The following is a 19,759-nucleotide window of genomic DNA, read 5'->3' as shown; positions in this document are numbered from 1 at the left end:
CGGGGCACGATCCGAAAGAAGTATTTATATATGCCGCCAGAAGCGCAAGGACATGAAAACATTCATGCGTGCTTTGTTGTGAATGATCCCGTGATGCCGTGCTGGGAGCGGGTGCGGACGACACGTCCGCGTGATACAGGGCCCCTGTCCGTGACGGGGCCCGTCCGCGGGACGGCGGAGCCTCTCCCGCGTCCGCCGCGGGGGCGGACGCGGGCCGGGGGTCAGTCCCTCAGGAAGAACTGGTGCTGCTCGGCGACCTGCTCGTACTCCTCCAGGCGCGCCTGGGTGCGTTCCGGGTCGGCGTCGGTCATGGCCTGCAGCAGCGCCGCCGACAGCACCACGGGCGCCGCGTAGGAGTCGAACACGAGACGGGATCCGGTGCCGGTGGCGAAGGTGACATCCGCCTCGTCCGCCAGCGGGCCGAGACCGAGGTCGGTGACCAGGGCCACCCGCAGGCCCGCGCTGCGCGCCACCCGCATCGCCGTGAGCGTCTCCTGGGCGTGCCGGGGCATCCCGAACGCCAGGACCCAGCTGCCGCCCGCCTCCCGGGACTGGAGCAGCGCGTCGTACGCGACCGAGCCGCCGCGCGTCACCACCCGCACGTCGGGGTGGATACGGCGGGCGGCGTAGGCGAAGTACTCGGCCAGCGAGCCGGAGATCCGCAGCCCGAGGACCGTCAGCGGCGCCGACTCCGACAGGGCCCGCCCGACACGGATGATCTGGTCGGGATCGGTGAAGTCGCGCCGCAGGTTCTCCAGGTTCTCGATCTCGGCGTCGACCGCGGCCTGGAGCTCGTTGCTCGTGACCTCGGCGAGGGTGCCCGGGGTGCTGCTGCCCAGGGTGCTGAGCGCGATGGCCTGAAGGCTCTCGCGCAGCGCGGGGTAACCGCTGAAGCCCACGGCCGCCGCGAAACGGGTCACGGAGGGCTGGCTCACCCCCACGCGCTCGGCGAGGTCGGTGATCGACAGGAAAGCGGCTTCGGTGATGTGCTCGATCAGGTACTGGGCGATGCGCCGCTGCCCGGGCGAGAGCCGGGGGCCGTCGAACAGCTCCCTGAGCTGGGACGCGGGCGCCACGCCCGCCTCGGGAGCCGTCTTTCCCGAGGTGATCGCGGATGCCTGCGCACGTGCCTGCTGCGGCGACGGCACCGGTGTGTCTCTTTCACGTCCCACGAGAACTCAACATAGCTCACGGACCTTTCTGACCTGGGCCGGTCCGGACGCAAGCAATGCGTGCGTTCCTCGTTTCGCGTGTGGTCCCGGGGTACTCGCACAACCGTCACGACGTGCTCGTCCGTGGGCGCGCCTGCCTGTTTCACCGACGCGAGGGAGAGGGTTTTCATGAGTGTGCAACAACTGCCTGCGTCAACGGTTCACGTGATGCTCGGGGACTGTTCCGCGGCCGACGCAAAGAGTGTGCTCTCCGTCCTGTGCGGCCGCTTCACCGCCGACCGGGAGAGGGCGGACGAGCCCCACGAGTCCGGGAGCGGCCGCCCGACGGTGTGGACGGTGCTGTTCGACACCGCCGGTGATCCCAGCGGCACCGCCGGGCCTGTCGGGGAACTTTCGGGGCAGCCGGTCGTGGAGGCACAGGGCGGTCCTCTGGCGACACAGCGTCTGCGGGAGGTCCTCGCTGCCGCCTTCACCGTGCACGAACTGGGCACGGAGGCCGGTGACCAGGAGGTTCAGATGAAGCTGCGACTGGATTCGAGTACCGCGCACGAGACGCGGTCCGCGTGAACGCGGGGTCGGTGGCCCGCGACGGACAGATCGGCGCCCGCCGTGCGGCGACCGGCTCGGCGCGAGAGGGGGCCGCTCGCGCGGGGCTGGTGGCCCGCGGGGTGATCTACGTCCTGGTCGGCCTGCTGGCCCTGCGCATCGCCTTCGGCGACAGCGGCGGGCGGCAGGCCGACCGGGGCGGGGCCCTTCAGGAGATCGCCACGAAGCCGTTCGGCGCGGCCCTGCTGTGGGCCCTGGGCGCGGGGCTCGTGGGCATGGCGCTGTGGCGGCTGTCCGAGGCCGTGTTCGGTGCCGCGGGAGAGGACGGCGGCAAGGCGGGCAAGCGGCTGATGGCCGCCGGGCGGTGCGTGTTCTACGGGTTCGTCGCGTACTCCGTGCTGGCCTTCGCGGCCGGCGCGCGCGGCAGCGGTTCGGGCGACCGGCAGTCCCGGGACGTCACCGCCAAGGCGCTCGGCCTGCCCGGCGGCCAGTGGATCGTCGGCGCCGCGGGCCTGGGGCTGGTCGCCGCGGGTGCCTGGATCGCCGTACGGGCCGTGATGCGCAAGTATCACAAGCACCTCAAGCTCGGCGAGATGTCACGCCGGGTGCGCCGGGCGGTCGACACGACGGGCGTGGGCGGCGGGGCCGCGCGGGGCGTGGTGTTCGCGGCCGCGGGAGTCTTCGCGGTCCGGGCCGCCGTGGAGTACCAGCCGGACAAGGCCAAGGGGATGGACGGCACGCTGCGGTCCTTCGCGAACGCGCCGATGGGCCCGTGGCTGCTGGCCTGCGTGGCCGCCGGCCTCGTCCTGTTCGGGGTGTTCTCGTTCGCGATGGCACGGTGGCGGAAGGTGTGAGACCGCCCGGCAGGGCGCGTCCGCCGCCCGCATGGCGGCGGACGCGCCCTCACATGCGTTCTCCGGTCAGGGCTGTGCGGTGAGGGCGAAGCTCTGGGCCGCCGATCCGTCACAGCCGCGCTGGGTGAGCTGGACGCCGTTCGCGGCGGAGCCCGCCGCGCTCAGGCACTTGCCGCTGTGCCGGGCGACGAAGTGGTACCGCCCCGTGCTCTCCTTCACCGGCTGCCACTGCTGGTTCTGGCCGCTCGACCAACTCCACAGTTGCAGAGGGGCGTTGTCGGCCGTCGAGCGGTCGGTGACATCGACGACCTGCTGCGGACTTTGGCGCAGCGTGATCCGCGTGTAGCCGCTGTCCGTGGCGCGGAACTGGAACTGCTGGGCCTGCGTGCCGTTGCAGGTGTACTGCTGGATCGCGGTCCCGTTCGCCGTTCCGGCCGAACGGGCGTCCACGCAGGTGCCGTTGCCGGAGTTCGCGAGGGAGTACCAGGTGGTCTCGGAGATCGGGTCCGCCGGCGGCACCGACGTACCGGCCCCGCCGAGCCACTTGAGTCCGTCCAGCAGGAACCGGTTCTGGGCCGTGCTCGCGAACGTCGACGACAGCGTGGTGTTCGTCGCGTAGTCCATCGCGTTGTGGCCGAAGTTCGCGTACAGCATCCGGTACTTCGTGTTGGTCCACACGACCGGGTAATAGCCGCTGTACCAGGTCTGGTTCGGGTCGGTTCCCAGCGGGAAGCTGCTGGGGTCGATTGAGGCGAGGACGCGGATGTCCGGGTTCTGCCGCAGGTCGTTGGACCAGCTGTACCACTCGCTGACCGACGAGGTGAACGTCGCGGGCAGGTTCGCGGTCGAGGGGTGGGTCCGGTCCTCGGTCCGCAGGACGGCCGTGGTCGGCCCCCACGTGTTGGACCGGAAGTTCCCGCTGCCCAGGAACTGGTTGTGATACCAGGACCAGCTCTGCGCGTCGGTGGTGAAGGCGGAGACGTGGAAGCCCATCCAGCCGCCGCCGGCGCGCATGTACTGCTCGAATCCGGTGCGTTGGGCCGCGGTCTGCGGCAGGTCGTCGAGGAACAGCACGACCTGGTACGCGTTCACCCCGCCGTTGGCGAGCAGGTCCCAGTTGTTGCTGGCCGTGTAGGTGAAGCCGTTCGCCGCGGCCTGCCTCGGGAACCAGTCGTTGGCCTCGTGGACGAAGCTGATGTGGGCGGCGTCCCAGGTTCCGTTGTAGAGGGCGAGCACCCTGAACGGGGTCGCCGTGGTGCCCGCGTGCGCGGCCGGCGGTGCCGCGAGGCCGAGCAGGGCCGCCAGCAGGACGAGGACCCGCAGGACTCCGCGCGCCGGCACGGACTGGCTGATGCGCATCAGGTTCTCCTTCCGGTACGTGTCAGGGGTGCTCACGGGTAGCTGACGAGGTCGGCGACGTTGGTGGAGGAGTTGGACGGACCGCCCCGGTCGTTGACGACGTGCCGGATGGTGCCCGTGCCGCCGAGGGAGACGGTCACCATGTCCTTGAAGCGCACGCCCGCGTTGTTCGGTGCCTCGATGGCGTGCTCGGCGGCGACCGCGGGGTTGACGTTGAAGTAGCAGTAGCTGCCGAACCCGTACACCTCGTGACGGGTCACGGAGGGCGCGACCTTGTAGGCGGCGTAGCCCTGTGTCGAACCGTTCATCCACGCCGCCTGGCCGGGCGGGTCGTAGGGCATCTCGTTCTGGTAGAAGTACGTGCGGCCGCCGTTGCCGTTCCAGATCGTCTGGTACTTCTGGTAGTGCTCGACGAACAGGCCGTACATGGTCACGTCGTCGCCGTTCACGACCAGTCCGGTGTCGGCCGTGTTGCTGGTCCAGCCGACGCCGCTGCCGTGGTCCGCGCGCCACAGCCACAGGTGGTCGCCGATGACGTCGTCGCTGTTGACGGTCAGGCTGGTGGTGGCCCTGCCGACGCCCGCGCCGCCGACGCGGAAGAACACGTCGTGCAGGGAGCTCGGGTCGGCGCTGTGGTCCGCGGAGGAGCCGCTCGGGCCCATCTCCAGCAGCTGCGCGGAGTTGGTGGTCCCCGCGTCGATCAGCAGCCCGGCGAGCTGGACGCCGTTCACGTCGGCGACCGTCATGGCGGTGATGCCGTTGTCGGGGACGAGGGTGGCGAGGCCGAGGCCCAGGACCACGGTGTCGGCCCGGGTGACCCTGAGCGTCTGGTCGAGGTGATAGACCCCCGGTGTCACCAGCAGGTTCTTTCCCTGGGCCAGCGCGTCGTTCATCTGGGCCGCCGTCGCGCCGGGCTTCACGACGAAGAAGTCGGACAGCGGCAGGGACGTCCCCGCCGGGGTGCCCGAACTCCACGTCGTGCCGGTGGAGTCGGTGCGGACGGACGGGACGAACACCTTCCAGGCGCCCGCCGTGTCGACGTACAGGAAGGGCTTCTCGCGGGAGACCGGTGTCCGGTCCACCGTCGTGTACGGGGGGTTCGGGAAGCTGTTCGCGGGCGCGTTCCTGGCTCCGACGAAGACCATGTTCCAGTTGGAGCCGGTCCAGTTCGACCATTCGGTGTTGCGCGACAGCCACTGCTGCTGCGAACCGGAGTTCACCTGGCCGTCGATCTTCGTGTCGGCCATGTAGCCGCCGCTGGACCAGCCGCCGTCGTCCAGCGCCAGGTTGCCGCGCAGGTGCACGCGCCGGTAGGGCGCGGCCTGCGACACCGCCCAGCGGTCCGTCCCGGACGTGGGGGTCACGGACAGGTTCTCCGCCGAACGCCAGAAGTTCTGGGTCGCGTTGCCCTGGAACCAGTCGGCCTCCGCGTGCACCGCGCCCCGGATGTTCACGTCGTCCGGGGACAGGCCGAGTCCCGCGACCTGGGTGTAGAAGCCGACGTTCGCGTCCGCGCCGTAGGTGCCGGGCTTGAACAGGAAGGCCTTGCGGGCGGTGCCGAACTGGTTGGTCTGCTGCTGGGAGAAGGCCGCGTCGAGGCTGCTCTGGATCGTCGCGGCCGGGGTGGACGGGTCGAAGACGGTCACGTTCGGGCCCAGGTCCGGTGTCCCGGGCGGCTGTTGTGTGTCCACGGAGTCGAGGCGGAAGGACTGTGCCGCCGTGCCGTTGCAGGTGTACTGCTGGAGCTGCACGCTGTCGGCGGTGGAGGCGCTCGGCACGTCGAGGCACTTGCCGCTGCCCCGGTTCACGAAGTGGTAGGTCCCGCCGGCCTCGGCCACGGCCTGCCACTGCTGGTTGGAACCGCCGCCGTACGTCCAGAGCTGGACGGGCGCGCCGTCCGCGGTCGAGACGTTCGTGACGTCCCAGGCCTTGGTGGCGTCGGCCCGGTTGCCGACCTGGGAGTAGCCGCCGGACGTGGCGGCGAACTGCCACTGCTGGGCCTGGCTGCCGTTGCAGGCGTACTGCTGGACCACCGTGCCGTCGGCCGTTCCGGCGGCGCGGGCGTCGACGCACTTGCCGCTGCCGGCGTTGACGACGGTGGCCCAGCCGGCCGGCACGGCGGCGGCCGCCGCGGAGTCCGGGGCGGCGGCGCCCTGCGCGGTGGCCGTCAGGCCCGACAGCGTCGTCGCCACGAGCGCGGTCACCGTCAGCAGCCTGGCCGTTCGGTGACGCCCGGAGTCCCTTCGGGATCCGGGCAGGGGGAATCTGGACATGCGGGACACTCCTGAACTGGGTGGGGGGTTCATGTCCGTGAACATTGAATGCATGCGTGGAGGTGGGGCGATCGGTGAACCTAAAGGTCTGCACCAAAGTCGTCAAGGCATGAAACAAAGAACGCTCCCAATTCCCTCTCAAACGCGATGAGTTGAAGATCCTCGGGCAGGAGACCCGTGAACTCGGCTCCGGGGCAGAGGTGTTCACCTGCCTGACGTCGTCCGACGCCGCCGTGTCCGGCGATTCACTTCTTGAAGGGCCCGTGGCCCCGGCAGGAGGACCGCGTGCCCCGTGTGGAGTTCCTTACAAGGCGATGACATGAAGGCGAACCCCACCCACCCCACCCGTATCTCAGGGCACTCTGGTTCCGGGCCGGTGACTCCTGTCCTGGAGAGACTCGGAAATCCACCGGCCACCGCGCCGACCGGCATCGCCGGTTCGTGTCCCGTGGCAAGGGAAGCGGCAGCCGCGGAACAGCGCCCCGGAGCACCTCCGGGGCGCCGTGCGTGCCCGGCGGTTGCTCCGCCGGAGGGACCCGCCTACTTCCAATGGCCGAGCGGGGCGAGTCCGCCGTCGCCGACCTCCCGCAGGAGTGATTGCCTCGGTGGGGGACCGCCGAGAACCCTGAGCCGGCCCGGCGCGGCGGACGGCGTAGGGACGAACGGGAGACGGCAGTGACCTCAGGCACGGACACCGGTGCGCAGCTCGCGGGGCTGCCGTTGCTGCGGGGCCAGAAGGCCCTGGTGACCGGGGCGAACTCCGGCATCGGACTGGCGACGGCGATCGCCCTGGGCCGGGCGGGTGCCGACGTCGTCGTCAACTACGTCTTCGGGCAGGAGGCCGCGGACGACGTGGTCCGCCAGATCCGGGGCTTCGGGGTGCGGGCCTTCGCGCACGAGGCGGACGTGTCCGACGAAGCCCAGGTCGTCGGCATGTTCGCCCGCATGCTGGAGGAGTTCGGCACGATCGACATCCTGGTGGCCAACGCCGGTCTGCAACGGGACGCGCCGGTCACGGAGATGACCGTCGAGCAGTGGCACAAGGTCATCGACGTCAACCTCACCGGTCAGTTCCTGTGCGCCAGGGAGGCGACCAAGGAGTTCCTGCGGCGCGGTGTCGTGCCGGAGGTCTCCCGTTCCGCCGGGAAGATCGTCTGCATGAGTTCCGTGCACCAGATCATTCCGTGGTCCGGTCACCTGAACTACGCCGCGTCCAAGGGCGGCGTCCTCATGCTCATGCAGACGCTGGCACAGGAACTGGGCCCGCACGGAGTCCGGGTCAACGCCGTCGCGCCCGGCGCCATCCGGACCCCGATCAACCGCAGCGCCTGGGACACCCCCGAGGCGGAGGCGGAACTGCTCCGGCTGATCCCCTACCGCAGGGTCGGCGACCCCGACGACATCGCCGCCGCCGTGACGGTCCTGGCCTCCGACCTCATGGACTACGTGGTGGGCACGACCCTGTTCGTCGACGGCGGGATGACCCTCTTCCCCGGCTTCGCCACCGGCGGCTGAGGCGGTGGGCGCCCGCGTTCCCGTGGCCCTCCCCGGCATTCCCCCCACCCGCGTCCACCGCCGGCACCAGCCAATGAGGCCCGTATGAACAAGGCATTCGTCCTCCTGGCCGGCACCCCCGAGCAACTGCTGCCCGCGCGTGAGCTGATGGCCTTCACCCTGGCCTCGCACATCATCCTCGTGCCGCTGGGCGTGGCCCTGCCGTTCATCACCCTCGTCATGCACCACCGCGCCCTGCGCCGCAACGACCCCGTCGCCCTGCTGCTCGCCCGCCGCTGGTCGGCCGTCATGGCCGTGCAGTTCGCCGTCGGCATCGTCACCGGCACGGTGCTCTCGTTCGAGTTCGGGCTGCTGTGGCCGAAGATGATGGGCACCTGGGGAGACGTCTTCGGCCTCGGCTTCGGAGTGGAGGCCTGGGCGTTCTTCCTGGAGGCGGTCCTGATCGCCGTCTACCTCTACGGCTGGCGCCGCCTCCCCGCCCGGACGCACTTCTGGCTCGCCACCCCGCTGCCGTTCGCCGCGCTGATGGGCGCGTTCGGCATCATCGGCGCGAACGCGTGGATGAACACCCCGCAGGGCTTCACCCTGGACGCCCAGGGCAGGCCGACGGACGTCGACATCAGATCGGCCGTGTTCACGCCGATGTTCGGCCCCCAGTACTGGCACTTCGTCGTCGCGATGTTCCTGACGGCGGGCTATGTCGTGGCCGGTGTCTACGCCGTCGGCTGGCTGCGCGGGCGGCGGGACCGGTATCACCGGCTCGGGTTCTGCGTGCCGTTCACCGTCGCGGCGATTCTCACCCCCGTGCAGTTCTTCCTCGGTGACAACATCGCCCGGGAGGTCTACCAGAAGCAGCCGGTGAAGTTCGCGGCGATGGAGCTGGTCTGGAAGTCCGGCTCGCACGTCCCCGAGTACCTCTTCGGCCGGCTCCAGTCCGACGGGACCGTCAAGGGCGGCATCAAGATCCCCCAGCTCGACTCGATCCTGGCCGGCGGCAGCCCCGGCACCGAGGTCACGGGACTCTCCTCGGTGCTCGCCGCGGACCGCCCCACCGCGAGACAGGCGACCATCGCGCACTGGGCCTTCGACATCATGGCCGGCATCGGCAGCGCGCTGATCCTGCTCGCGGTCTGGTACGGCTGGTGCTGGCTGCGGCGCCGTGACCTGCCGCGGTCGCGGTGGTTCTTCCGGTGCGCGGCGGTCGCCGGGGTGGCCAGCGTGGTCACGGTCGAATGCGGCTGGATCACCGCCGAGGTGGGCCGCCAGCCCTGGATCGTCTACGAGCACATGCGCGTCTCCGAGGCGGTCACCCCCACCTCGGCCGGCTCGCTGTGGACGATGTTCGGCGTCGTGGTGGTGGTCTACGTGCTGATGTTCGGCGCGTTCCTGGGCGTCGTGATGAAGATGAGCCGGCGCTGGCGGCTCGCGGGCCCCGCCGATGAGGAGGGCCACGGGCCGGAGGCCGACACGCCCTACGGTCCCCGCCGGGAGAGAGCCGGCGCGGCACACGGTCCCACCACGCCACCGGAGTCCGGACCCGGGCAGGGGGACGCCCGATGACGGCCACGGTGGCCGCCTGGATCCTGCTCCTGGCGACCGCCGCCTACGCCTGCGGCGGCGGGGTCGACTACGGCGCCGGATTCTGGGACCTGGTGGCCGGCGGCACCCGGCGCGGCCGGCGGCCGCGCCGGCTCATCGACGACGCGATGGAACCGGTCTGGGAGGTCAACAACGTCTGGCTGATCTTCGTCTTCATCCTCATGTGGACCGGTTTCCCGGTCTTCTTCGAGGCGGTCTTCAGCGCCCTGTGGCTGCCCCTGGCGCTGGCCGCCGTCGGGCTCGTGCTGCGTGGCGCGGGCTTCGCGCTGCGGAAACCCACCCACCGGCTGTCCCGGCGCCGGATCTTCGGAGCCGTCTTCGCCGTCGCGTCCGTGCTGACCCCGTTCTTCCTCGGCGCGGCGGTCGGCGGGGTGGCCTCCGGCCGGGCCGCTCCGGGCACCACCGCCTCCGCCGACGCCTGGGCCAACACGACCTCCCTCGTCGCCGGGTTCCTGGCGGTCGCGGCGGCGGCGTTCCTCGGGGCGGTCTTCCTCACCGCGGACGCCCACCGCTTCGACGCCCCGGACATGGTCGTGTACTTCCGGCGGCGCGCCTGGTGCAGCCTCGCCGCCGTCGCCGTCCTGGCGCTCGTCGGCCTCGCCGAGACGCGCGACCACACCGCGTACGTCTACCACGGCCTCACCCACGGCCTGGGGCTGCTGCTGGTGATCCTGTCGGCGGTGTCGGCCGCGGCCACCGCCTGGCTCGTCGCCGGACGGGCCGCGGGCTGGGCCCGGTTCACCTCCGTGGGCGCGGTGGCCCTGGTGATCGCCGCGTGGGGCGCGGCGCAGCGGCCCTACCTCGTGCCCACCTCCCTCACGGTCCAGGAGGCGGCGGGCGCGCCGGCCTCGCTGCACTGGCTGCTGGTCGTCACGGTCATCGCGATCGTGCTCGTAGGGCCCGCGCTGGTGGTGCTCTACCGCCTCGACACACGAGGGCTGCTCGAAGCCCAGACCGACGCCGACGTCGAGGGCGGCGCGGGCCGCCCCGACGCGACCTGACGGTCCGGCACCCCGGAAGGGCAGGGAGACCGCCGTGACGGAGAACCAGATCCTCCAGGGCCTCGGACTGATCGCCGTGATGGCCGTCGGCTCCCAGCTCCTGGCGAGCCGGCTGCGGATCCCCGCCCTGATCGTGCTGCTGCCGGTCGGCTTCGCCGCGGGCGCGCTCACCGACATCGTCAACCCCGACAAACTGCTCGGGGACGCGTTCTCCCCGATGGTCTCGCTCGCCGTCGCCGTGATCCTCTACGAGGCCGGGCTCGGCCTGGACATCAGCAGACTGCACGGACACATGCACCGGGTCGTGGCCCGGCTGATCTGGATCGGCGTCCTGATCACCTGGGGTGCCACCGTCCTCCTCGCCGTACCGCTGCTCGGCATGTCGACGAGTTCGGCGGTCATGCTCGGCGTCATCCTCGTCGTCTCGGGCCCCACCGTCGTCGGACCGCTGCTCCACTTCGTGCGTCCGACCGAACGGCTGCAGCGCATCCTGATCTGGGAGGGATCGCTGATCGACCCGGTCGGCGGCATCCTCGGCGCGCTCACCTTCCACGCGGTCGTTGCGAGCGGCGGCAGCGACCTGGCCGGCAAGATCGGCCAGTTCGCGCTGAGTTCGGCCGTCGGACTGATCGGGGGCGCGGTCGGCGCCGCCGTCCTGTGGTTCCTCCTCGGCCGGCTGCACCTGGGCGAGGTCCTCGGGACGACGGCACAGCTCGCCGCCGCGGTGGGGGTGGCGGCCCTCTGCGACGCGATCCGCGACGACACCGGGCTCATCGCCGCGATCGTGATGGGGATGGCCCTCGCCAACCTGCCCGGCGTCTCCCTCCCGGCACGCCGCCCCTTCCTGGAGACCCTGGTCTCCCTGATCATCGGGCTGCTGTTCATCTCGATCTCCGCCACGGTCACCCCCGCGTCCCTGCGGCACGTCGTCCTGCCCACGCTCGCACTCGTCGCCGCCCTGGTCCTGGTGGTCAGACCCCTGGTCGCGCTGCTGTCGACCGCGCGGACGGACCTGCCCCGCGGCGAGCGCGCGTTCATCGGCTGGATGGCACCCCGGGGCATCGTCGCCGCGTCCACCGCCTCCACCTTCTCCGCCACGCTCGTCGCCGACCACGTCGCGGGCGCCCAGAAGATCCTGCCCGCCACCTTCCTGGTCATCGTCGCCACGGTGACGCTGTACGGGCTCAGCGCGCACCCCGTCGCCCGGCGCCTCGGCGCGCTGCGACCGGCCCGGGCCCGCCCGCTGCTCGTCGGTGGCGACCCGTGGGCGATCGACCTGGGCCGCGCGCTGCACTCCGCCGGCCTGGACGTGCTGATGTGGGCCGGACGGGAGGAGCAGCGCGACCTGATCGGGGCGGCCGGACTGCGCCTCGCTCCGGGTGAGCTGCTGGCCGCCGCCACCGGCGAGGGAGCCGAACTGGAAGGCATCACCGGCGTTCTGCTGCTCACCGAGGAGGACGACTTCAACGCGCTGGCCTCGGAGACCCTGCGCGGCACGGTCGACGGGTTCGTCCACCGGCTGGGGCCGCCCGGTCTGAGCCACGGCGTGGTGGCGCCCTACACGACCGGTGACACCCTGTTCGGGGCCGGGCTGAGCAGACCGGAGCTGGCCCGCCGCTACGAGGCCGGCGCCCGGATCGTCTCCCGCTCCACCGCCGACGGAATCCCGGACGGACACGCGCTGCTGTTCCTCGTACGCCCCGACGGGCGGCTGGATCCGGTCACCGGCAGCCGCACCCCGCGGCCGGGCCCCCGGGACACCGCGATCCTGCTCGGTCCGGTCCGGACACCGGGAGGGGCGCGGACGCACTGACGGAGTGCGGCCAGGGAGATCGGGGACCCCGTCGCGCACCCGTACGACACCAACGGGCGCGTGCGGATTGCGGTCCGCCGCACGGCTGGATCTCATGGATTCCATGCAGCGACAAGTTTCCGAGCCCGACGACCTCGTACCGCCGATGGAACGCTCGCACTGGGTGGCCTTCGCCGGGATCCTGCTGATGGTCAGCGCTCTGTTCAACCTCCTGACCGGCTTCGTGGCGGTGTTCAACCACGGCTACTACTCGAAGGTGTACTCCCAGGGCAACCGGCTGCTGATCCTCAACTACACGGCCTGGGGCTGGATCTTCGTCGCCGTCGGCATCGTCATGGGCGTGCTGAGTCTCGGTGTGCTCGTGGGATCCAGGGGAGCGCGGCTGGCGGGCGTCTGCCTGGCCGTGTTCGGTCTGGTCGCGCAGATGATCTTCCTGCCGGTCTACCCGTGGTGGTCGCTGTTCACGATGCTCGTCTCCCTGCTGGTCATCTACGGCCTGCTGGCGGAGCCGAAGCACGTGCCCGGGGCGCGGGTGTAGGCGGCCGGGCGTCCCCGTCCGGCCGCGTGGCCGGTCAGTGGACCGGCCGTTGCGCGTTCAGTCGCGCAGGCGGTCCAGGGCCTGGTCGAGCGTGTTGGCGGCCATGATCAGCGACAGATGGGTGAACGCCTGCGGGAAGTTGCCCAGTTGCTCGCCGCTCGGGCCCACCTCCTCCGCGAAGAGACCGACGTGGTTCGCGTACGTGTGCATCTTCTCGAAGGTGTAGCGGGCCTCGGCCAGCCTGCCGGAGCGGGCGAGCGCGTCGACGTACAGGTACGTGCACAGGCTGAAGGTGCCCTCGGAGCCGCGCAGGCCGTCCGGGGAGGCGGCGGGGTCGTAGCGGTAGACGAGGCTGTCGGAGACCAGCGTCCGGCCCATCGCGTCGAGCGTCGCCAGCCACGTCGGGTCCTTCGCGCCCAGGAAGCCGATGCGTGGGATGAGCAGGAGCGAGGCGTCCAGGACGCCGCCGTCGTAGTGCTGGACGTACGCCTTCTCCTTCGCGTTCCAGCCGCGCTCCATCACCTGCTCCAGGATGGTGTCCCGCGCCCGGGTCCAGCGCGCGGTGTCCGCAGGCCGGCTCCAGTCGCGGGCCAGCCGCAGACCGCTGTTGAACGCGGCCCAGCACATCACCCGGCTGTACGTGAAGTCCTTGCGTCCGCCGCGGGTCTCCCAGATGCCCTCGTCGGGCCGGTCCCAGTTGTCGGCGAGCCAGTCCAGGGTGTGCGTGACGGCCTTCCAGCCCGCGTAGTCGGCCTGGACTCCGATCTGACGGCACTCCGAGAAGCCGTAGAGGGCCTCGCCGTAGATGTCGAGCTGGAGCTGGTCGGCGGCGGCGTTGCCGACCCGTACGGGGAAGGAGCGGCGGTAGCCCTCGAAGTGGTCCAGGACCTCTTCGCCCAGCAGGGGCGTGCCGTCCACCCGGTACATGATCTGGAGCGCCTCGCCGTCCTGGTCCAGGCGCTCCAGCAGCCGCTCGCGCAGCCAGTGGGCGAACGCCGTCGCCTCCTCGGTGAACCCGAGGTCCAGCAGGGCGTGCAGCGACAGTGCCCCGTCCCGTACCCAGGTGTAGCGGTAGTCCCAGTTGCGTTCGCCGCCGATCTGCTCCGGCAGTCCCATGGTGGCCGCGGCGACCGGGGCGCCGGTGGGCGCGTAGGTCAGGAGCTTGAGCGTGATGGCGGAGCGGTGCACCATGTCGGGCCAGCGGCCCCGGTACGTGGAGTTGCGCACCCAGTTCTGCCAGAACTCGACGGTCTCCGTCATGTTCTCCTCGGTCCCGGGCACGGTGGGCGGCGCCGGCGCGGCGGCGTCCGGACCGTCCACGGTGAACACGGCCACCGCCGTCTCGCCGGCCTCCAGGGTGACCGTGCTGCGGACGTCCTGGCCGTCCCGTTCCAGGGGGAAGGTCGTCTGCAGGAACGCGCTGATCCCCGGGGCCCGGAACGCGGCTCCGTCGGGGCCGACGGACAGTTCGTGACCGGCCCGCCCGTAGTCGAAGCGCGGGCGGCACTCCAGGGCGTACTCCATCGTTCCCCGTACCGTCCGCGCGGTGCGGACGAGACGGTGCCGGGCGGAGGCGCTCCCGGAGCGGTCGGGGGGCATCCAGTCGAGGATCTCGCCGACACCGTCGGGTGACATGAACCGGGTCACCAGGACCGCCGTGTCCGGGTAGTAGAGCTGCTTCCAGGTGCCTTCCTGACGGGAGGGCGCCAGCCGGAAGAAGCCGCCGCGGTCGTGGTCGAGCAGCGCGGCGAAGATGCTGGGGGAGTCGAAACGCGGGGCGGCGAACCAGTCCACGACGCCCTTGGCGGAGACCAGAGCGGAGCACTGGAGATCCCCCACCAGGCCGTGGTCGGCGATGGGCGGATAGCGGTCCATGGTGATCCAATCTCGAGGATCCGGGCATCTTCACTATCCGGCATGCCGGTCGTGCGCGCTTGTCCGCCCGCGGAGGGCCGCATCGGGGGCGCCAGCGCCCCCGATGCGGCCGGATTGCCGAACCGCGGGTGGCCGGAGTTACTGGAGGGGACCGCTCCACGTCCACGCGGCGCGCGCCGGTGTCCCGGGAGGTACCCGCATGGACCTGATCCATGTGCGCATGGTGAGTCCCGCCCGGCTGACCGACGCCGTGGTCACCGTGCTCGCGGCCGACCCCCGCGTCGTCAACGTCGTGGTGCAGCCGGGCATCGCGCGCAAGCCGGAGGGCGACGCCCTCTCCTGCGACGTGCTGACCGGAGGGGCGAACGACGTGCTGCGCGCCCTGCGGGAGCTGCGGCTGGACGAGGTGGGTTCCATCGTCATCGAACCCGTCGACATGGCGATCGTCGGACACGCCCTGACGGCCGGTGCCGAACGTCCCGGTCTGCTGTCGCGGGCGCCGGTCTGGGAGGAGGTGGAGGCCCGCATCCGCGCCCAGGGCAGGTACGCGCCGAGCTTCTACCTCTACCTGGTGGTCGCCGGGCTCATCGGAGCCGTCGGCATCGTCACCAACTCGCAGATCCTCATCGTCGCGGCGATGGTCGTCGGGCCCGAGTACGGCGCCATCGTCAGCGTCGCGCTGGGCATCGACCGGCGCTCGAAACAGCGTGTCCGCGACGGGCTGACCGCGCTGACGGCCGGGTTCGCGCTGGCCATCGCCGTCACCTTCCTCTTCGGCCTGGTGATCCGCGGCTTCGACCTGCAGTCACGGGCGTTCGAGCTGAACGTACGTCCCGTCTCCCATCTCATCTCCACTCCCGACTTCTTCTCCGTGGCGGTCGCGACGCTGGCCGGGATCGTGGGGGTCGTCTCGCTGTCCGAGGCCAGGACGAGCGCTCTGCTGGGTGTCTTCATCTCCGTCACCACCATCCCCGCCGCGGCCGCTCTCAGCGTCTCCGCCGCCTTCGGGAGCTGGACCGAGGCACGCGGGGCGATCATCCAACTCCTCATCAACGTCACGGTGTTGATCGTGGTGGGCGCGCTCACGCTCCGGGGGCAGCGCGCCATCTGGCGCAGGGTCGGCCGGCGCGAGGCGCGGCCCGCCGACGGATGAGGGCCCGCGGCGGGCGAGGACGCGCGGAGCGGGGGCGTCCGCTCCGGTCGGGTGAGGTGACAGACTGACGCCATGGACGAGCGCGCATTCGACAGGTCTGGCCAGCATGCTTCCGTCATCGGTCTCGGCACCTGGCAACTGGGGGCCGACTGGGGCGAGGTGAGCGAGAAGGACGCCCTGGCCGTGCTGGAGACGGCGGCGGAGACGGGAGTGACCTTCTTCGACACCGCCGATGTGTACGGCGACGGGCGGAGCGAGGAGACCATCGCCACGTTCCTGCGCGGCCGGCCGGACCTGCACGTCATGGTCGCCACCAAGATGGGCCGCCGCGTCGAGCAGATCCCGGAGAACTACGTCCTCGACAACTTCCGCGCCTGGAACGACCGTTCCCGCCGCAACCTCGGCGTCGACCGCCTCGACCTGGTGCAGCTCCACTGCCCGCCGACGCCGGTGTACTCCTCGGACGCGGTGTACGACGCCCTCGACACGCTGGTCGAGGAGGAGCGGATCGCCGCGTACGGAGTGAGCGTCGAGACGTGCGACGAGGCGCTGGCCGCCATCGCCCGGCCGAACGTGGCGAGCGTCCAGATCATCCTCAACCCGTTCCGCATGAAGCCCCTGCGCGAGGTCCTGCCGGCGGCCCGGGAGGCCGGCGTCGGCGTCATCGCCCGGGTCCCGCTGGCCTCCGGGCTGCTCTCCGGCAAGTACACCAAGGACACCGTCTTCGCGGCCGACGACCACCGGACCTATAACCGTCACGGCGAGGCCTTCGACCAGGGCGAGACCTTCTCCGGGGTCGACTTCGCGACGGGCGTGGAGGCGGCGGCCGAGTTCTCCGCCCTCGCCCCCGAGGGGTACACGCCGGCCCAGCTCGCCCTGCGGTGGATCGTCGCACAGCCCGGCGTGACCACGGTCATCCCGGGGGCCCGCTCACCCGAACAGGCCCGTGCCAACGCGGAGGCCGCGAGGCTGCCCGAGCCGTCCCGGGCGACGCTGGACGCGATCGGCGAGCTCTACGACCGGCGGATCAAGGACCAGGTGGAAAACCGCTGGTGACGGCGGAACGGGCTCCGGCGCCCCGACGCCGGAGCCCCGCGCGGCCGACGGTCTCGGCCCCGGAGCCCTGCGCGACCGACGTCGTCAGCCCCCGGAGCCCGCGCGGCCGGCGGTCTCAGCCTCCGGAGTGCCGTGCCGCCGTGAGCGCGTCGAGCTGACGGTCGTGCACGCGGCTGAGCACCAGCACCGAGACCGTGGCGCCGATCAGGGCGCAGAACATGTCCCACTGGGTGTCCCAGACGTCCCCCTGGGTCGCAAGGAAGGCGTCCGCGCCGTGCCCGCCGATCACCGCGGCCGCCCACTCGAACATCTCGAAGAGGGCGCTGAAGGCGAGGCACGCGCACACCGTCAGCGGCGCCAGCCACCTGCTGCCGCGCAGCGGTGAGGTCCTGCTGAGCAGCTCCCGCACCAGGACGGCCGGCACGAAGCCCTGCATGAGATGCCCGAACCGGTCGTACGGATTGCGGTCGAGCCCGAACGTGTCGCGCACCCAGTCGCCGAGCGGCACCTGCGCGTACGTGTAGTGCCCGCCCACCGCGAGCACCAGCGCGTGGGCCGCGAGCAGGCAGTACAGCAGGTTCGTCAGCGGGAACCGCCGTCGGCCGAGGACCACCAGCGGCAGCCCCACGAGCACCCACACGGTCTCCAGCAACCACGTCATCATGTCATGCGCATGCCATGCAGAGAGCGCCATGCCCGCCACCACCACCGCGAGGAGCGCGGCGGGGAGGGCGCTGCGCGGTGCGCGCTCGGGGAAAGCGCGGTGCGGACCGGTCGGTGCGAGGGCTGATCCGGGCATGACGGGCTCCTTCGTCCAGGTGGCCCCATCGTGGTGGAGCGCCGGGGCTCCGGCATGAGTACGCGTACTCACCCGGGTCTGCGTGTCGTCTCCACCCGGGTCGCCGTCGCCATGACGAACATGTTCGTGACGTACTTGTTCGCAACGAACATGTTCGTTATCGTGGAGGAGTGACAGGACAACCCGCCTCCCGCCCCAGCCGCCGCGAACGCCCGGCCAAGCCGGCCCTGACCAGGGACGGCATCGTCGGCACCGCCGTCGCGCTGATGCGCGCCGAAGGGCTGCGGCGCGTCACCATGCGCCGCCTGGCACAGGAACTCGACACCGGACCGGCCTCGCTCTACGTCTATGTGCGCAACACCGCCGAGCTGCACGCGGCCGTGCTCGACGACCTGCTCGGCGGTGTCGACCTGGGCCCGGCGCGGGCTGACGGCGACTGGCGCGACCGGCTCGTGCGGGTCCTCACCTCGTACACGGCCGTCCTGTTCGAGCACCCGGGGCTCGCCCGCTCGGCTCTCGTGGCGCGCCCGTCCGGTGAGCGCTATCTGGATCTGGTCGAGGCACTGCTGTCCCTGCTCGACGAGGGCGGTGTCCCCGGCGACCGGGCGGCGTGGGCGATCGACCTGCTGCTCCAGTTCGCCACCGCCACCGCGGCCGAACACGCCGCGGGCGAGAAGGACGCGACGGAGTCCGAGGGCGAGTGGGCGGCGCTGGCCGCGGCGGTGCGCGGCGCCTCCCGCGAACGGCACCCGCACATCGCCGCGCGGGGCACGGACCTGCTCTCCGGTCCGGGCGAGGCCCGTCTGGACTGGGGCTTCCACGTCCTGATCAACGGCGTTCTGGGCACACCCCGCCCCGGCACGCCCGGGGAGCCCGCAGAGCCCGACACGCCTGCAGAGCCCGACACGCCGTGAAAGTCCCCCGCCGACGGCTGCCATCGACGGCCGCCTCTGACGACCGCCCCTGATGACCGCCACCGGCGGCCGCCGCCGGCGCCGGGAGCCGACGCACACCCTCGTACGGAGGAGATCCGCCATGACGAACACCCACCACGCCGTCGCCGTGATCGGCGCAGGTCTGGGCGGCCTCACGCTCGCCCGCGTATTGCATCGGAACGGCGTCGAGGCCGCCGTGTACGACCTGGAAGCCTCACCGGACGCCCGCCCCCAGGGCGGCATGCTCGACATGCACGAGGACGGGGGCCAGGCCGCACTCCGCGCCGCGGGTCTCCACGACGGGTTCCGGGCCCTCATCCACGCCGGCGGCGAGGCCATGCGCATCCTGGACCGGCACGCCACCGTCCGCATGGAGGACGACGGCGAGACCGAGTCGCGCCCGGAGGTCTCCCGGGGCGCCCTGCGCGACCTGCTGCTCGGCTCGCTGCCCGAGGGCACCGTCCGCTGGGGTGCCAAGGTCGTCGCGGCCCGCCCGGCCGGGGACGGCCGGCACGAGGTGACCCTCGCCGACGGCGGCACCTTCACCACCGACGTGCTGATCGGCGCGGACGGCGCGTGGTCGAGGGTGCGGCCCCTGGTCACGGACGCCACCCCGGTCTACTCCGGGCTCTCCTTCGTCGAGATGCACCTGCTCGACGCCGACACCCGCCACCCGAGGGGAGCGGAAGTCGTCGGAGGCGGCGTCCTGTTCGCGCTCGGCGAGGAGAAGGGCCTGCTCGGCCACCGTGACCCGGACGGCTCCCTGCACGTCTACGCGGCCCTGCGCACGCCCGCCGACTGGGCGGTCTCCGGCGCCGTCGACTTCAGCGACACCGAGACGGCCAGGCGAAGCCTCCTGGAGCACTTCGACGGCTGGGACGAGAGTCTGCGCTCCCTCATCGCCGAGGCGGACGGGGCGCTCGTCGCCCGGCCGATCCACGCCCTGCCTCCCGGCCTGCGCTGGGAGCGCGTCCCCGGGGTCACCCTGCTCGGTGACGCCGCCCACCTCATGTCGCCGTTCGCCGGTGAGGGAGCCAATCTCGCGATGCTCGACGGCGCCGAACTCGCCGCAGCCCTCGTCGCCCACCCCGGCGACACCGAGAAGGCCCTCACCGTGTACGAGGAGGCGCTCTTCCCGCGCTCCGAGGCCTCGGCGACCGAGTCCGCGGCGAACCTCGCCGTCTGCTTCGGCCCGGACGCTCCGCAGAGCCTGGTCGACCTGATGAACCAGTACCGGGGCGACGACGCCAACTGAGCCTCGGACAGACCGA

General features: G+C 71.5%; 16 protein-coding genes. 11 read left to right on the top strand and 5 right to left on the bottom strand.

Annotated features, from left to right (window positions below; translation table 11 throughout):
• Positions 1–221 precede the first annotated feature (221 nt).
• Positions 222–1,148, bottom strand: a complete 927-nt coding sequence (locus ACFYYF_RS02210; RefSeq protein ID WP_361676231.1) for a MurR/RpiR family transcriptional regulator — start codon at positions 1,146–1,148, stop codon at positions 222–224.
• Positions 1,149–1,340: 192 nt separating this feature from the next.
• Between ACFYYF_RS02210 and ACFYYF_RS02205 the strand changes: the two genes are divergently transcribed.
• Together ACFYYF_RS02205 and ACFYYF_RS02200 are read left to right on the top strand one after the other, a co-directional pair.
• Positions 1,341–1,739 carry a hypothetical protein gene (locus ACFYYF_RS02205; RefSeq protein WP_388770425.1) on the top strand — a complete coding sequence of 133 codons (399 nt, stop codon included), beginning with the start codon at positions 1,341–1,343 and terminating at the stop codon, positions 1,737–1,739.
• Positions 1,736–2,572, top strand: a complete 837-nt coding sequence (locus tag ACFYYF_RS02200; RefSeq protein ID WP_388770423.1) for a DUF1206 domain-containing protein — start codon at positions 1,736–1,738, stop codon at positions 2,570–2,572. The genes ACFYYF_RS02205 and ACFYYF_RS02200 overlap by 4 nt, the downstream gene beginning before the upstream one ends.
• A 66-nt stretch (positions 2,573–2,638) precedes the next feature.
• Here the strand turns inward: ACFYYF_RS02200 and ACFYYF_RS02195 are convergent, their stop codons facing one another.
• Entirely contained in the window at positions 2,639–3,931 is a 1,293-nt protein-coding gene (locus ACFYYF_RS02195) for a ThuA domain-containing protein (RefSeq protein ID WP_388770420.1), read from the bottom strand.
• A gap of 32 nt (positions 3,932–3,963) precedes the next feature.
• Positions 3,964–6,204: an RICIN domain-containing protein gene (locus ACFYYF_RS02190; protein WP_388770417.1), complete on the bottom strand. Its 2,241-nt coding sequence runs from the start codon at positions 6,202–6,204 to the stop codon at positions 3,964–3,966.
• Positions 6,205–6,924: 720 nt separating this feature from the next.
• Between ACFYYF_RS02190 and ACFYYF_RS02185 the strand changes: the two genes are divergently transcribed.
• From ACFYYF_RS02185 to ACFYYF_RS02165, 5 genes are all read left to right on the top strand, one after another.
• Positions 6,925–7,719, top strand: coding sequence for an SDR family oxidoreductase (locus tag ACFYYF_RS02185; RefSeq protein WP_361676228.1), 795 nt, complete (start codon positions 6,925–6,927; stop codon positions 7,717–7,719).
• 84 nt (positions 7,720–7,803) lie between these two features.
• Positions 7,804–9,279 carry a cytochrome ubiquinol oxidase subunit I gene (locus ACFYYF_RS02180; protein WP_388770415.1) on the top strand — a complete coding sequence of 492 codons (1,476 nt, stop codon included), beginning with the start codon at positions 7,804–7,806 and terminating at the stop codon, positions 9,277–9,279.
• On the top strand, positions 9,276–10,319 hold the full coding sequence (locus ACFYYF_RS02175; RefSeq protein ID WP_361675160.1) for a cytochrome d ubiquinol oxidase subunit II: 1,044 nt from the start codon (positions 9,276–9,278) through the stop codon (positions 10,317–10,319). The genes ACFYYF_RS02180 and ACFYYF_RS02175 overlap by 4 nt, the downstream gene beginning before the upstream one ends.
• Before the next feature lie 34 nt (positions 10,320–10,353).
• On the top strand, positions 10,354–12,132 hold the full coding sequence (locus ACFYYF_RS02170) for a cation:proton antiporter (RefSeq protein WP_388770413.1): 1,779 nt from the start codon (positions 10,354–10,356) through the stop codon (positions 12,130–12,132).
• A 103-nt stretch (positions 12,133–12,235) separates the two neighbouring features.
• Positions 12,236–12,670: a hypothetical protein gene (locus ACFYYF_RS02165; protein ID WP_388770411.1), complete on the top strand. Its 435-nt coding sequence runs from the start codon at positions 12,236–12,238 to the stop codon at positions 12,668–12,670.
• Between the two features lie 57 nt (positions 12,671–12,727).
• On the opposite strand, the gene ACFYYF_RS02160 is transcribed toward ACFYYF_RS02165, so the two are convergent.
• Entirely contained in the window at positions 12,728–14,545 is a 1,818-nt protein-coding gene (locus ACFYYF_RS02160; RefSeq protein WP_388770408.1) for a glycoside hydrolase family 15 protein, read from the bottom strand.
• Positions 14,546–14,744: 199 nt separating this feature from the next.
• Here ACFYYF_RS02160 and ACFYYF_RS02155 point away from each other — a divergent pair, with 199 nt between their 5' ends.
• Positions 14,745–15,698 (top strand): DUF389 domain-containing protein, encoded by a 954-nt coding sequence (locus tag ACFYYF_RS02155; RefSeq protein ID WP_388770405.1) that lies wholly within the window; start codon positions 14,745–14,747, stop codon positions 15,696–15,698.
• Between the two features lie 72 nt (positions 15,699–15,770).
• Positions 15,771–16,754, top strand: coding sequence for an aldo/keto reductase (locus ACFYYF_RS02150; protein WP_388770403.1), 984 nt, complete (start codon positions 15,771–15,773; stop codon positions 16,752–16,754).
• Positions 16,755–16,869: 115 nt separating this feature from the next.
• Here ACFYYF_RS02150 and ACFYYF_RS02145 read toward each other — a convergent pair whose 3' ends face one another.
• Positions 16,870–17,553, bottom strand: a complete 684-nt coding sequence (locus ACFYYF_RS02145; RefSeq protein WP_388770401.1) for a DUF2238 domain-containing protein — start codon at positions 17,551–17,553, stop codon at positions 16,870–16,872.
• Positions 17,554–17,723: 170 nt separating this feature from the next.
• Here ACFYYF_RS02145 and ACFYYF_RS02140 point away from each other — a divergent pair, with 170 nt between their 5' ends.
• Both ACFYYF_RS02140 and ACFYYF_RS02135 read left to right on the top strand, forming a co-directional pair.
• On the top strand, positions 17,724–18,467 hold the full coding sequence (locus ACFYYF_RS02140) for a TetR/AcrR family transcriptional regulator (protein WP_388770398.1): 744 nt from the start codon (positions 17,724–17,726) through the stop codon (positions 18,465–18,467).
• A gap of 121 nt (positions 18,468–18,588) precedes the next feature.
• The gene (locus tag ACFYYF_RS02135) at positions 18,589–19,743 is read left to right on the top strand and encodes an FAD-dependent oxidoreductase (protein WP_388770396.1); all 1,155 of its coding nucleotides are present in this window, start codon (positions 18,589–18,591) and stop codon (positions 19,741–19,743) included.
• Positions 19,744–19,759: the final 16 nt, after the last annotated feature.

It is taken from the genome of Streptomyces sp. NPDC001914, assembly GCF_042891215.1.
In the GTDB taxonomy this organism is placed as follows: Bacteria; Actinomycetota; Actinomycetes; order Streptomycetales; family Streptomycetaceae; genus Streptomyces.
Note: the sequence above shows the minus strand (reverse complement) of the source record. Positions and strands in the feature narration are given on the sequence as shown.